General features: G+C 44.8%; 12 protein-coding genes. 11 read left to right on the forward strand and 1 reads right to left on the reverse strand.

What is annotated here, in order from left to right:
* Positions 1-6 precede the first annotated feature (6 nt).
* The 10 genes from murD (at position 7) to lpxC (ending at position 11,455) form a co-directional block, all read left to right on the forward strand.
* Positions 7-1,626 (forward strand): UDP-N-acetylmuramoyl-L-alanine--D-glutamate ligase, encoded by a 1,620-nt coding sequence (murD, locus tag DCO16_RS00880; RefSeq protein WP_173941911.1) that lies wholly within the window; start codon positions 7-9, stop codon positions 1,624-1,626.
* Positions 1,623-2,894, forward strand: a complete 1,272-nt coding sequence (ftsW, locus tag DCO16_RS00885; RefSeq protein WP_173941912.1) for a putative lipid II flippase FtsW — start codon at positions 1,623-1,625, stop codon at positions 2,892-2,894. The genes murD and ftsW overlap by 4 nt, the downstream gene beginning before the upstream one ends.
* The gene (gene murG / locus DCO16_RS00890) at positions 2,891-3,964 is read left to right on the forward strand and encodes an undecaprenyldiphospho-muramoylpentapeptide beta-N-acetylglucosaminyltransferase (RefSeq protein ID WP_173941913.1); all 1,074 of its coding nucleotides are present in this window, start codon (positions 2,891-2,893) and stop codon (positions 3,962-3,964) included. Before ftsW ends, murG begins: the two co-directional genes overlap by 4 nt.
* Entirely contained in the window at positions 3,961-5,394 is a 1,434-nt protein-coding gene (murC, locus tag DCO16_RS00895) for a UDP-N-acetylmuramate--L-alanine ligase (RefSeq protein WP_173941914.1), read from the forward strand. Before murG ends, murC begins: the two co-directional genes overlap by 4 nt.
* A complete protein-coding gene (locus DCO16_RS00900) occupies positions 5,387-6,400 on the forward strand; it encodes a D-alanine--D-alanine ligase (RefSeq protein ID WP_173941915.1) in 1,014 nt (337 codons plus the stop codon). The genes murC and DCO16_RS00900 overlap by 8 nt, the downstream gene beginning before the upstream one ends.
* The gene (locus DCO16_RS00905) at positions 6,400-7,254 is read left to right on the forward strand and encodes a cell division protein FtsQ/DivIB (RefSeq protein WP_254598058.1); all 855 of its coding nucleotides are present in this window, start codon (positions 6,400-6,402) and stop codon (positions 7,252-7,254) included. The genes DCO16_RS00900 and DCO16_RS00905 overlap by 1 nt, the downstream gene beginning before the upstream one ends.
* Before the next feature lie 22 nt (positions 7,255-7,276).
* Positions 7,277-8,506 (forward strand): cell division protein FtsA, encoded by a 1,230-nt coding sequence (gene ftsA, locus DCO16_RS00910; RefSeq protein ID WP_173941917.1) that lies wholly within the window; start codon positions 7,277-7,279, stop codon positions 8,504-8,506.
* Between the two features lie 56 nt (positions 8,507-8,562).
* Positions 8,563-9,900, forward strand: coding sequence for a cell division protein FtsZ (gene ftsZ / locus DCO16_RS00915; RefSeq protein ID WP_173941918.1), 1,338 nt, complete (start codon positions 8,563-8,565; stop codon positions 9,898-9,900).
* A gap of 112 nt (positions 9,901-10,012) precedes the next feature.
* Positions 10,013-10,513, forward strand: coding sequence for a peroxiredoxin (locus DCO16_RS00920; RefSeq protein WP_173941919.1), 501 nt, complete (start codon positions 10,013-10,015; stop codon positions 10,511-10,513).
* A gap of 27 nt (positions 10,514-10,540) precedes the next feature.
* A complete protein-coding gene (gene lpxC, locus DCO16_RS00925) occupies positions 10,541-11,455 on the forward strand; it encodes a UDP-3-O-acyl-N-acetylglucosamine deacetylase (RefSeq protein WP_173941920.1) in 915 nt (304 codons plus the stop codon).
* A 30-nt stretch (positions 11,456-11,485) separates the two neighbouring features.
* Here lpxC and DCO16_RS00930 read toward each other — a convergent pair whose 3' ends face one another.
* Positions 11,486-11,980 carry a hypothetical protein gene (locus tag DCO16_RS00930; RefSeq protein ID WP_173941921.1) on the reverse strand — a complete coding sequence of 165 codons (495 nt, stop codon included), beginning with the start codon at positions 11,978-11,980 and terminating at the stop codon, positions 11,486-11,488.
* Between the two features lie 55 nt (positions 11,981-12,035).
* On the opposite strand from DCO16_RS00930, the gene secA reads away from it, so the two are divergent.
* The gene (secA, locus tag DCO16_RS00935; protein ID WP_173941922.1) at positions 12,036-14,801 is read left to right on the forward strand and encodes a preprotein translocase subunit SecA; all 2,766 of its coding nucleotides are present in this window, start codon (positions 12,036-12,038) and stop codon (positions 14,799-14,801) included.
* Positions 14,802-14,841 lie beyond the last annotated feature (40 nt).

A 14,841-nucleotide genomic window follows, 5' to 3' on the forward strand; every position in this document is an offset into this window, starting at 1 on the left:
TAGCATATGCATAACTTAGAACACGCCTTCGCAAATCCAACCCTTATTTCAGATGAGGCATATACAGCTCCGCAAAAGATATTGATTCTGGGTTTAGGAGAATCTGGTTTTGCAATGGCTAAATGGTGTTTGCGAAATGGTGCAACAGTTCACTTGGCCGATACACGAGATTTTGAGCAGCTAAATGCTAGACAAAAAGTATGGATCAGCGAGTTAGAGTTTGCCGGACTAAAAGATAGTTATTTTGGCCCGCTACTAGAGTCTCATCTTAAAGATATCGAAGTCATTGCCATTAGTCCTGGCTTGTCTCCTTTGCATGAGCCTGTGCAGTCTTTCTTAGCGAATGCTCAAGAGCGCAGTATTGATATCTGGGGCGAAATAGAATTTTTTGCTAGAGCTATTGCTGCTTTAGATCGTATGGCACAAGCATCCGAGGATGAATATAAGCCTGCCATCTTAGCGATTACAGGGACAAATGGAAAAACCACTACTACTGCACTTACTGGGCAATTATGTGAGCGGGCAGGGAAGCGGGTTGCTGTTGCAGGAAACATTAGTCCGGCAGCTTTAGATAAATTAATGTCTTGTTTAGATGCAGTTGATCAGATTTCAGATATGCCTGAGATTTGGGTGCTTGAGTTATCTAGCTTTCAATTAATCTATACCAGCACTTTTAATGCAACAGCAGCGACCATACTTAATATTACGCAAGACCATTTAGATTGGCATGGTGACATGCAAGCTTACGCAAATGCGAAGGCCAATATTTTTGGTAAAGATACTAAGTGCATTCTAAATCGGGATGATTCTGTTGTCATGAGTCTTCTATCTGATGAGCAAAAATCTCAAAGATCGATAGTGACATTTGGCTCTGGACGACCAGATGAGCAAGGTGCTTTTGGTATTGAGCATGACTTACGTGCGGGTGGAATTGATTGGTTGGTATGGGCTGAGGTAGATGAGGATCTGGAGCCTACGCCAAAGCGTCGCCGAAAGAATACGATAGTAGACGATGAGCCATTACGTTTAAAACGCTTGATTCCGGCAGATGCGTTACGTATTCGTGGCCGTCATAATGCTTTGAATGCCCTTGCCGCTTTGGCATTAGCAAGATCTGCTGGACTACCACTCAATATATTGCTCCACGGTTTACGTGACTATCATGGCGAGCCTCATCGCATGCAAAGTGTTTCTATTGTTGCTGATGTGGAGTACGTAGATGATAGTAAAGGCACAAATGTAGGCGCAACTGTTGCTGCCTTGAGTGGCCTTGGTATCAATCAGACCGGTAAGCGGATCTGGTTGATTGCTGGTGGTGAAGGTAAAGACCAAGACTTTAGCCCTTTGCGCGAACCTGCATTACGTTTTGTGAAGGGTGTATTTTTGATTGGTAAGGATGCTCCAAAAATTGCACAGGCACTAGGTGATTCGGTGGCTTGCATTATGAGTGAGACCTTGCAAAATGCAGTAAGCCAAGCAGCTAGACAAGCGCAATCAGGTGACATCGTTTTATTATCACCAGCTTGCGCTAGTTTTGACCAATTTACCGACTATGTTGCGCGTGCTGAGGCATTCGTTGCTGAAGTGCAGGAATTAGGTATGCAGTTCGAAGGAGCGCCTGCATGAATTTGAAAGAAAAATTCTTTCCTGAACATCGTTTGGGGCTAGGACGTTTCTGGAATTTCTCAAGAGGCGGAATTGATAACTTTCGTAGTGGCTTAAGGGATGCTGTCACTGGTGTAGAGCAAACTCGTTCGCGAATGATGGACTATGACCAGTTATTGGTTTGGGCGGTACTATCTTTAGCGCTCATTGGTCTAGTTATGGTGTACTCCGCATCGATCACTTTAGCGGATGGCCCCAAGTATGCTAACTACAGCAGTAATTTCTTTTTGATTCGACATCTCATATCTTTATCGATTGCAATTGGTGTTGGTATATGGGTCTTTAAAATTCCTACTAAGATGTGGGATCGGTACTCCCCAATCATTTTTGGATTTACTGTATTGCTATTAATTGCCGTGTTAATTCCGGGTGTCGGTAAGGGTGTAAATGGGGCAAAGCGCTGGATTTCTTTAGGCGGCCTTACTTTTCAACCATCTGAGTTAATGAAGTTCGCGGCTGTTATTTTTGCTGCGAGTTATACGGTACAGCGCCAAGAATATCTCCATTCATTTGTCAAAGGTATGCTCCCAATGGGTATAGCAGTTGCCTTAGTTGGTGGATTATTAATGGCTGAGCCTGACATGGGTGCATTTGTAGTGATCGCCATAATCGCTTTTGGAATTTTGTTTCTAGGTGGTATCAGCGGTAAATTATTTGGGGGATTATTGCTGGTTGGAATATTGAGCGCAGCAACCATCATTGCCTTATCTCCATTCCGACAAAAGCGCATTATGGCTTTTATAGATCCTTGGCAAGCTGATATCGCAGCAAATAAAGGATACCAATTAACTCACTCATTAATGGCGTTTGGTCGTGGTGAGTGGTTTGGTGTGGGTTTAGGAGGGAGTGTGGAAAAGCTGCACTACCTCCCAGAAGCACATACCGACTTTATCATGGCTGTGATTGGTGAAGAGTTAGGTTTTGTGGGTGTCGTCGTTATGATTTTCTTGTTTTATTGGATCGTCCGACGGGCTTTTTTAATTGGTCGTACTGCTTTACAGCTAGATCGTAGCTTTGCTGGACTTGCCGCAAAAGGGGTCGCTATTTGGTTTGGCTGGCAAGCCTTTATCAATATGGGTGTAAACCTGGGCTTATTGCCTACAAAAGGTTTGACTCTGCCATTAGTCAGCTACGGAGGTTCTGCAATCTTAATGAATGCCGTTGCAGTAGCTATGTTATTGCGCATTGATTATGAGAACCGCATCTTGATGCGAGGCGGCAAGCTATGACACAGCCTTCGATTCTTGTGATGGCTGGTGGTACAGGCGGACATATTTTCCCAGGTTTAGCTGTCGCTGAATATCTACGTATTTGCGGCTGGAAAGTATCGTGGCTAGGCAATCAAAGTGGTATGGAATACCGCCTGGTCAAAGCATGTGGTTTTTCATTTGAAGCTATTCATTTTGGCGGCTTACGCGGTAAAGGGATTAAAGCAAAGCTGATGCTGCCGTTCAATCTTTTAAGAGCAAGCTTTGAGAGTTGGAAGATAATGCGCCGCTTAAAGCCCAATGTTGTCCTTGGTATGGGCGGTTACATTACCTTTCCTGGTGGATTAGTTAGTAAGCTATTAAATAGACCATTGGTGTTGCATGAGGCAAACTCCGTAGCAGGTAGTGCAAATACAGCTTTAGCAAAAATCGCGATGCGCACTTTAACTGGCTTTCCAAATACGATGGAACATGCTGAGTGGGTCGGTAATCCTATTCGAGAAGAGTTTGAAGTATTAGGGGCGCCATCAATACGTTATGCGCAGCGCTCTGGAAATTTATCCATCTTGGTTGTTGGCGGAAGTCTTGGAGCTGCCGCCTTAAATGAAGCCATGCCAGCCGCCTTAGCGCTCATGGATCAAGCTGTACGTCCGCATGTCATTCATCAGGCTGGAGATAAGCATTTGGCAAGTCTTCAGCAGCGTTATGCAGAGCTAGGTGTAGAGGCAGATATCCGTGCGTTTATAGAGGATATGCCTGCTGCATATGCGCAGGCAGACTTGGTGATTTGCCGTTCAGGTGCAATGACCATCTCAGAAATTGCAGCATGTGGAGTGGCATCTTGCCTCATTCCATTTCCATATGCGATTGATGATCATCAAACAGCCAATGCCCGTTTTTTATCTGATGCCAAGGCAGCTATTCTTTTGCCGCAAGTAGATATGAACCCACAAGATCTTGCTTTGATGATCCAAAACTTCAATCGTAAAGACTTACAAGTCATGGCAGAGCATGCGCATGCATTGGCAAAGCCCAATGCAACCCAGCGTGTTGCGGAAATATGTGCCGATTGTGCGGGAGTAGCTATATGAAGCATATCGTCCAGCAAATCCATTTTGTAGGTATTGGTGGTGCGGGTATGAGCGGCATTGCAGAGGTATTACTGAACTTAGGTTATCAGGTATCAGGTTCTGATTTATCAAAGAGTGCAGTAACAAATCGACTTAAAGAATTAGGCGCCGTCATTCATATTGGCCATGCTGCTCAGAATATTGGTACTGCAGAAGCAGTAGTGATTTCTACTGCAGTGACCGGTAACAATCCAGAAGTATTGGCTGCACGAGCGGCTAAGGTACCCGTGATTCAGCGTGCCGTTATGTTGGGCGAGCTGATGCGTCTAAAGCAAGGTATTGCTATTGCAGGAACACATGGCAAAACTACAACAACGAGTTTAGTGGCCTCTGTTTTGGCTGAGGGTGGTTTAGATCCTACGTTTGTCATTGGAGGAAAGTTAAATTCAGCTGGTGCTAATGCGCGTTTAGGTCAAGGTGATTTTATTGTGGTTGAGGCTGATGAATCCGATGCCTCATTCTTACAACTCTTTCCAGCTATGGAAGTAGTGACTAATATTGATGCTGATCATATGGATACTTATCAGCATGATATGGCCAAACTTAAGCAGGCTTTTGTGAAATTTACCCAACGCATGCCATTTTATGGCGTTGCAATTCTCTGCATAGATGATGAGAATGTTAGAAACATTATTCCTTTTGTTTCTCAACCAATATTGCGTTATGGCTTTGCTGAAGATGCGGATATCCGCGCACATCATGTCCGTGCTGAAGGCACTCGTATGCACTTTACGGTTGAGCGTAGAACAGTTCGAAGACACGGCAATAAACCAGGTCCATTAGAGATCCAATTAAATTTACCGGGGTTACACAATGTTCAAAATGCATTGGCAGCTATTGGTATTGCAACGGAATTAGGCATAAGTGATCAGGCGATCATGAAAGCCTTATCTGAATTTAGTGGTGTGGGTCGTCGCTTCCAAAGGTACGGTGAAATTCCATTACAAACAGGCGGAAGTTTTACTTTAATTGATGACTATGGGCATCATCCAGTAGAGATGGCTGCTACCTTAGCAGCAGCGCGTGGCGCATTCCCTCATCGTAGATTGGTATTAGCATTTCAGCCACATCGTTTTACACGGACTAGAGATTGTTTTGGAGAATTTGTACAGGTTCTCAAAAGCTTTGATGCATTGGTCCTGACGGAAGTTTACCCAGCGGGAGAGTCTAAGATTGTCGGTGCGGATAGCCAAAGCTTAATGAAAGCAGCTATCACTACAGATCAGAATATCAGTAGCTTAGATGTTTCTGCGGTTGCATTTGCAGGAACGGTAGCGGAGATGCCTGAAAAGTTAAGAGCCATATTATGTGATGGTGATGTCCTCATTACGATGGGTGCAGGCTCGATAGGTGGATTGCCGCATGTATTGATGGAGGGAAAGCATGTTTAAGCAAGACAGGCAACTACCTACCTGGGGTGAGCGTGTGAAACAAGAGCTCGCAAGCCTGGATATTCATTCGCTCGGTAGAGTGGGTGTTTTGCTTGGCGGGCGATCTGGTGAGCGTGAGATTTCTTTAATGTCTGGTACAGGTGTATTAGAGGCTTTGTTATCCAGAGGTGTAGATGCCCATGGGTTTGATCCTGGCTTACGTTGCCCCACTGAAATAGCAAAAGAAAAGTTTGACCGAGTATTTATCTCCTTACATGGTCGCTATGGTGAAGATGGCACTATTCAAGGCTTGTTAGATCTTTTAGATTTACCTTATACCGGTAGTGGCGTGCTGGCTTCTGCATTAGCGATTGACAAAATTACTACCAAACGTATTTGGTTGAGTAGTGGGCTTTCAACCCCAGTATTTGAAGAGCTTACTGCGGATTGTGATTGGTCTGCAGTTGTGAAGCACTTAGGGCTACCTTTAATTGTGAAGCCTGCGCATGAGGGATCTTCTCTAGGTTTAACGAAGGTACAAGCCCTCGAAGATTTACCTGCTGCTTACAAACTTGCCGCTGGTATGGACAAAAAAGTGATTGCGGAGAGCTGCATTATTGGAGATGAGCTTACTTGTCCATTAGTGGGCTTTGGTGATTCCGCTGAGGCTTTACCAGTCATCAAAATTATTCCTCCGCAGGCGAATTACGACTTCCACAACAAATACTTTTCTAATGAAACGCAGTATTTATGCCCAACTGGTTTAAGCGCTGAGGTTAATGAGGAAGTACAAGCATTAGCTTTGGCTGCCTACAAAGTCCTTGGTTGTAAAACCTGGGGCCGTGCTGATGTCATGTTAGACAAAAAAACTGGTAAACCTTACCTATTGGAAATGAATACTTCGCCAGGTATGACTTCTCACTCTTTGGTACCCATGGCAGCAAATGCAGCCGGCGTTGAATATGCAGATCTAGTGTTGTGGCTATTAAGTCAAACTTTGCAAATTAATGAAAATGTAGATCTGTGATGACACTATTAGATCGTTTCGGCGATATTTTTTCCGCCATCATGTCCCCGCTCTGGAATTACCCAGAGCGTATGCAAAAGCTCAGTCGTTTTTTAGTGCGTAGCTTTATTTTGATGGCCTGTATAGGGGTTCTTATTTGGCTAAGCCAGCGTCCTGTTTTTGTAATACGACAAGTGATGATTGAGCCTATTGCCGGACAAACCCTTAAGCATATTAATAAGCCGGTTGTGAAGCAGCAGGTTTTAGAAACAGTGCAAGGTAACTTTTTCAGCGTCCGATTGGAGGAAGTAAAGCGTGGATTTGAATCCATGCCTTGGGTTCGCCAGGCAAATGTTCGAAGAGTTTGGCCCAATGGACTTGTAATTAGTATTGAAGAGCAAAAGCCTTTTGGTACATGGGGCGGAAAAAATAGCCAGACCCTCATGAATATTCATGGCGAACTTTTTGCAGGACGCATCTCAGATGTTGGTGAGGGTATTACCTTGGTTGATTTTTATGGACCAGAAGATGCGAGCAAGGAAGTGATGCGCTTATTTGAAAGAGCGAGCATCTGGTTTAAGCCTTGGAATGCTGAAGTAAAAAGTCTGACTTTATCGGATCGTTATGCCTGGTCCGTGAAGCTATCTAATGATATGAAGGTTGAATTCGGGCGTGATGAAGAGAATTCAGACAAAAACTTGACTGAAGATCGAGTGGCGCGCCTTTTTAAATATTGGCCACAAGTACAAGAAAAATGGGCAAATCGAATTGATTCTATTGATCTGAGATATGCCAATGGTTTTACAGTGCATCTTGCTTCTGTAAGTGTGAAAAAGAATGAAGTAGAAGGTAAAAAAAGTGAGCAGAAGCAATGAGTAATCAGAATGGACAATCACGATGAGTAAGGACAACCGCGATTTATTAGTAGGCTTAGATATTGGTACATCTAAGGTGGTGGCTTTAGTCGCCGAACTAACTCCTGATGGCCAATTCAACGTAGTAGGTGTTGGCCAAACCGCTTCTAAAGGATTAAAAAAGGGCGTGGTTGTCAATATTGAAGCAACTGTGCAGTCTATTCAGAAGGCGCTGGAAGAGGCTGAGGTGATGGCTGACCGTCAAATCGTGCAAGTGTTTACTGGCATTGCTGGAAATCATATTGTGAGTTTTAACTCTAGCGGTATGGTGGCGATTCGAGATAAAGAGGTAGGCGCTGGTGATGTCGAGCGTGTCTTAGAGACTGCAAAAGCAATCAATATTCCAACAGATCAACAGATTCTTCATATTTTGGTTCAAGAATTTATCATCGATGGACAAGAAGATGTCCGTGAACCCATAGGTATGAGTGGTTTGCGCCTAGAAGTAAAAGTACATATCGTTACTGGTGCTGTGAGTGCAGCGCAAAACATTGTGAAGTGTGTTCGTCGTTGTGGTTTAGAGGTGAATGATCTCATTTTGCAGCCACTAGCCTCCAGTTTAGCGGTACTGACAGAGGATGAAAAAGAGCTTGGCGTGGTCTTGGTTGATATTGGTGGTGGCACTACTGATATTGCCATTTACTGTCAGGGCTCTATTCGTCATACGGCTGTCATTCCTATTGCAGGGGATCAAATTACTAATGACATCGCTATGGCATTGCGCACCCCAACATTAGATGCAGAAGACTTAAAAATCCAATATGGTATTGCTCGTCAAGATATGGCTGATCCTAGCACCATGATTGATGTGCCTGGTGTGGGTGATCGTGACCCACGCCCGATGTCTAAGCAGTCTTTGGCTGCTGTCATTGAGCCACGGGTCGAGGAATTATTTACCTTAGTAAGGGGTGTGGTGCGGGACTCTGGTTATGAAGACATGGTGTCCTCCGGAATTGTTCTGACCGGCGGAACTTCTCTCATGCCTGGCATGGTGGATTTGGCTGAGCAAGTCTTTTTAAGGCCTGCACGCATTGGCAACCCTGAATATCGTGGCCACTTACATGAAGTTTTACGAAGCCCAAGATTTGCTACCAGCATTGGTTTGTTAATGGAAGGGCAAGCGCAATTATTGCGTGGCCGAAGAGTATCTCAATCAGGCGCGTTACAGAGTGTAGTGTCGCGTATGAAGGAATGGTTCGCAGGAAATTTTTAAGTTTTGTTGTTTTTACTTCGTCGTCAATGTAGTGCCTTATTTACCTAGGAGGGTATATGGAATTTGAAATATTAGATCAAGAAACTGCTGGCAAAACCATTATTAAAGTGGTTGGAGTTGGTGGTGCTGGCGGCAATGCTGTTCAGCATATGATTCGTCGTGGGGTTAACGGCGTAGAGTTTATTTGCATGAACACCGATGCTGGCGCATTACAGCGCTCTGAGGCCTCTGTGAATTTGCAACTAGGCTCTAGCGGACTTGGTGCCGGCGCTAAACCAGAAATCGGTGCAGCTGCTGCTCAAGAAGCACGTGCTCGTATTGCTGATTCATTGCAAGGTGCTCATATGGTATTTATTACTGCTGGTATGGGGGGCGGAACTGGAACAGGCGCTGCGCCAATCGTTGCCCAGGTAGCAAAAGAAATGGGTATTTTGACTGTTGGTGTCATCAGCAAACCATTTGATTTTGAGGGCGCAAAGCGTCTTAAGGTAGCAGAAAATGGTGCGCTTGAACTCGAATCATATGTTGATTCTTTAATTGTTGTTCTCAATGAAAAACTCTTTGAAGTGATGGGTGAAGATGCCGAGTTCGATAAGGCATTTGCTTGTGCTGATGATGTATTGCACAACGCAGTTTCTGGTATCGCAGAAATCATCAATGTTCAGGGTTTGATCAACGTTGACTTTGAAGATGTTAAAACTGTAATGGGCGAGCAAGGTAAGGCGATGATGGGAACTGCTACTGTTTCTGGTATGGACCGCGCACGCTTAGCTGCTGAAGCTGCAGTAGCCTCGCCATTACTCGAGGGTGTTGATCTTTCTGGTGCACGTGGTGTACTAGTAAACATTACTGCGAGTCGGACATTGAAGTTATCCGAGACGCGCGAAGTCATGGCAGCAATTCGAGGTTACGCTGCGGATGATGCAACAGTCATTTTTGGTACGGTCTATGATGAAAGCTTAGGTGATGCATTGCGTGTGACTGTGGTAGCTACGGGATTAAATAATCCGCAGGCTAGACAACATCAGCAGCCAGAAGTTGTCTGGAGACAGGCTACTGGTACTCATGACGCCATGCCAACGATGGCAGACTTAAATAGCTTTGCGCCTGCTAGTGCTTCTGCTGCCATGAGTAAAGTGGGTCTTGATTCGGCTTTAAATACGACTGCAGGCGTAGCGTTGACAGGTGCTGGAAGCATTCCCTCGATGGCGCAGCCAGCATCCAGTGGTGTGGATTACAGTCAATATGATTTGCCACGAGTATTCCGTAGTTCTCGCGAGGCTACACCAGTACCCACCCTAGGTGCTGATAGCTCCCCGCAGGCCAAAACCATGTTGGATAAAGGTGCTGATTACTACGAGATACCTGCTTTTTTACGTAAGCAAGCAGATTAAACGACTGATCAATACAATAGGCAGTTGCAAAATGCCAGCGCGGCGCCCCTCCGGACGACGAATCCCGCGCTAGCGTTGGCATATTCATGACAACTATTTAACGGGAGATTTTATGATTGCAGTCGGACAAAAGTTACCAAATGCGACTCTGTATGAGTTTTTAGATGAGGCAACTGAAGGTTGCGCCATTGGTCCCAATGCATTTGAAGTGGAAAAGCTGACCGCTGGTAAAAAAGTAGTGATCTTTGCATTGCCGGGTGCATTTACACCTACCTGCTCTGCAAAACATGTTCCTGGATTTGTTGAGCATTTTGATGCGATCAAAGCTAAGGGTGTTGACGAGATTTGGTGTGTGGCAGTCAATGATCCATTTGTGATGGGTGCATGGGGTCGTGATCTGAAAGTTGGCAATAAAGTACGCATGTTAGGCGATGGAAGTGCTGAGTTCACTAAAAAACTGGGGATGGAGTTTGATCTAACTGCCCGTGGTTTAGGTGTTCGCTCACAACGTTATGCCATGATTGTTGAAAATGGCATCGTGAAAACTCTGGATCTTGAAGATGCTGGAAAATTTGAAGTAAGTGATGCTGCTTCAGTATTGAAAAAGCTCTAAGTAGTTATTCCTGAATTTAGATAAAGCATGATGAAGCAACGTACGATCGCCACCCCCGTTAAAACTGTCGGGATTGGTCTGCACTCTGGCCGTAAGGTCACGTTGACGATTAAGCCTGCTCCGGTAAATTCAGGAATCTCGTTTGTTCGTATTGATACCCCAGAGCCATTCGTGATAGCGGCTACTGCTCTGGCGGTATGTGACACTCGCTTAGCATCCGTTATTCAAAAAGATGGTGTCCGAGTGTCTACAGTAGAGCATTTGCTTTCAGCTTGTGCTGGCTTAGGCCTAGATAATCTTTTGATTGAAGTAGATGGGGAAGAAGTACCCATCATGGATGGTAGTGCTGCCTCATTCTTATTCTTAATAGAGTCTGCAGGTATTGCTGAGCAAGATGCACCAAGACAATTTTTAGTAATTAAAAAACCGATTGAGGTAAGAGAGGGAGATAAGCTTGCGCGTTTAGAGCCTTTCTTCGGCTTTAAACTCGACTTTACTATTGACTTTAAACATCCAGCCGTCGATAAGACGGGCCAACATTTTGTTGTTGACTTTGCTGAGCATGCGTATCGAAGTGAAATTGGACGTGCGCGTACCTTTGGTTTTGCTCACGAAGTTGAAGCATTGCGCGAGATGGGTTTAGCGCGTGGTGGAAGTTTAGATAATGCGATCGTGTTAGACGAGCATCGAATTCTCAATAACGAAGAGCTTCGTTATGAAGATGAGTTTGTGCGACACAAAATATTAGATGCGATTGGAGATCTTTATTTAGTGGGGCACCCTATTATTGGCGCCTATATCGCTGAAAAATCAGGACATGCATTAAACAATGCTTTACTGAGAAAGCTTCTGGACGATCCAAGCTCCTATGAAATAAGCACGTTTTCTGAAAATAAGGCTCCCTCAGCCTACTCTAAAGAGAGTCAACCTCTCTTTTTCTAACTCCCCCATAGCAAATAAGTTTATTTAGCTTTATTTTTGTAGGAGCTTCTCAACCGCTTCACGTAAGTCAGAGTCAGGGTCTAATTTCTCCAGTAGGGATTCCCAGGATGCCCTGGCGACAGGATTAAAACCTTGCGGCTTTCGCTCTGTTTGTAGGCCAGTTCGAGCTTTTATTTCCCAATGGGGTGGAGCAGGTTTGATGCGAACCTTAATGGATAAGCAAATTACCCCTTTTTTTGATAACTCATTGATTAAGCTAGGTAAAACTTGCTGTAAGCGCGTAGCAATCGTAGCCCCGCTGACTAGTAAAAAGAGTTCATTTTGGCCGCCAGAACGCCACCCAGCTTCAATTTTTGAGCTGAAATGCTCTAGATCCAGGGTTGTCAAAGCTATATTAAGAGCAGTTTTGAGTTTGGCTAAATCTTCTGTTTTAGCCAAAATCCCTCCGAGCCCTTGTGAATCACGAAGATAGTCCAGCCACTCATGGGCGGCATTCCTACGAGTCGGTTTACGAGCGAAGTTCATGGAAAAAGAGGGGGGTGGGTGATAAACTCAAGGTCTTAATTTACTTCAATTTCCCATGGTAATCGGTCTTCTTAAAACCCTGGTCGGCAGTCGTAACGACCGCCTCTTAAAGCAGTATCGCAAAGTAGTTGCCAAAGTTAGCGCTTTTGAGCCTAGCCTGCAAGCTTTGGATGATGCTGCACTTCAAGCGAAGACTGCTGAGCTTAAGTCACGCCTAGCCGCAGGCGAATCTTTGGATGACATTGCTCCAGAGGCATTTGCAGTGGTTCGTGAGGCGAGTGTCCGCGTCATGAAGATGCGCCATTTTGATGCACAGATTCAAGGTGGCCTTGCTTTACATCAAGGCAAAATTGCCGAAATGGGTACGGGCGAAGGGAAGACCTTAACCGCCACACTTCCAGTGTATTTAAATGCTTTGACTGGTAAAGGTGTTCATGTTGTTACCGTCAATGATTATTTGGCGCAGCGTGATGCTGAGTGGATGTCTACCCTCTATCAATTCTTGGGTATGAAAGTGGGTGTGAATCTATCGCAGATGGATCACACAGCCAAGCAAGAAGCTTATGCAGCAGACATTACGTACGGAACCAATAATGAATTTGGTTTCGACTACTTGCGCGACAACATGGTTCAAGATTTGGGCCAGCGTGTTCAGCGTGGTTTGGCTTACGCTATCGTCGATGAAGTCGACTCTATTTTGATCGATGAAGCACGCACACCTTTAATTATTTCTGGTCAAGCAGAAGATCATACGGATCTTTACGTAGCCATTAATGCACTACCTGCTCATTTAGAGCGGCAGATTGGCGAACAAAAATCAGATGGAACGGGTGTTGAGAAGCCAGGCGATTATTGGGTTGATGAAAAATCACAGCAAGTCTATTTAACGGAACAAGGTCACGACAAAGCCGAGGTAATCTTAGTCCAGCTTGGCGCTTTGACCGATGGAAACTCCTTATACTCCCCACAAAATATTACCTTGATGCATCATTTGTATGCTGCTTTGCGTGCGCATACTTTATACCATCGTGATCAGCATTATGTAGTTCAAAACAACGAAGTTATTATCGTAGATGAGTTCACGGGCCGCTTAATGCAGGGCCGCCGCTGGTCAGACGGATTACATCAAGCAGTCGAGGCCAAAGAGGGTGTAGCAATTCAGAATGAGAATCAGACTCTAGCGACCATCACCTTTCAAAATTTCTTCCGTATGTATGGCAAGTTAGCGGGTATGACGGGTACTGCTGATACTGAGGCATTTGAGTTCAAGGAAATTTACAGTTTAGAGACTGTCATCATTCCGCCAAATCGCATTAGTCAAAGAAAAGATCGTCAAGATCAAATTTATAAAACTGCCCGTGAGCGTTACGATGCAGTGATTAAAGATATTGACGACTGCTATCAGCGTGGTCAGCCAGTATTGGTAGGCACTACTTCAATTGAAAATTCAGAGCTGATTGCAGGTTTACTAGATAAAGGCCAGCTACCACATCGGGTGTTGAATGCTAAACAGCATGCCCGTGAGGCCGAGATCATTGCCCAAGCTGGTAGACCCCAGATGATTACGATTGCCACCAACATGGCAGGTCGTGGTACCGATATTGTGTTGGGCGGTAACGTAGCTAAGCAATCCTCTTTGATCAATGCCGATTCAAGTCTGACTGATGCTGATAAAGCAGCCAAGATTAGGATCCTGCAAGATGAGTGGCAAAGTTTGCATGACCAAGTATTAAGTGCTGGCGGCTTGCATATTATTGGTACCGAGCGTCATGAAAGCCGTCGTATCGACAATCAATTGCGCGGACGGTCTGGTCGTCAGGGTGATCCGGGCTCTTCCCGCTTTTATCTTTCGCTAGATGATGCGCTCTTACGTATTTTTGCAGGCGATCGTTTACGCTCAGTGATGGATCGCCTCAAAATGCCAGATGGCGAACCTATTGAAGCTGGGATGGTGACGCGTTCGATTGAGTCTGCGCAGCGTAAGGTCGAAGGTCGAAACTTTGATATTCGTAAGCAGCTATTGGAATATGACAACGTTGCCAATGACCAGCGTAAAGAAACGTATAGCTTAAGAAATCAAGTATTAGAGAGTGAGGATGTTGGTGAGCTAATTGCTAATCTACGGGAAGATGTTTTACGTAGTATTTGTATTTTGTATGTTCCCATGGAATCCATGGAAGAACAGTGGGATTTAGTTGGCTTAGAGAATGTGCTGGCTAATGATTGGGGTTTAGTCATTGATCTAAAAAATTGGGTTGAAAGTGCTGAGTCGATAGAGGATCAGCAGATTGTTGAGCGGGTATTGAGTGTTGCGAAAGAAGTATATGACGCTAAGGTAGAACTTTCTGGTCGTACATCATTTGCTGGATTTGAACGCTCTGTTTTGCTTTATAGCTTAGATACCCATTGGCGCGAACACTTAGCTGCTTTAGACCATCTGCGCCAAGGTATTCATTTACGTGGCTATGCACAAAAAGATCCAAAACAAGAGTACCGCCGTGAAGCATTTGAGCTGTATGGTGAGTTTTTGAGTGTTGTTAAGAATGACGTTGTTAAATCCATCATGACGGTAAAAATTCGTAGTGCGAGTGAATTGGATGAAGCCTCAGAATCTATCAATCAGGATTTAGCTAAACTTGCAGACGTGAAATATCAGCATGCAGATGCCGATCAAGCACTTGTTGATTCCGCTAGTGATCCAAGTGCAGCCGTTGAAATTACTGCGGCACCAATCCGTTCAGGTCCAAAAGTAGGTCGCAATGACCCCTGTACCTGTGGTAGTGGTAAAAAATATAAGAACTGCTGCGGTGCATTGGCTTAATTAAAGAGCTTCCAGACTAGGCAGCTCTGTAGTGCCTCCT

The sequence above is a fragment of the Polynucleobacter antarcticus genome (assembly GCF_013307245.1).
GTDB classification, from domain to species: Bacteria; Pseudomonadota; Gammaproteobacteria; order Burkholderiales; family Burkholderiaceae; genus Polynucleobacter; species Polynucleobacter antarcticus.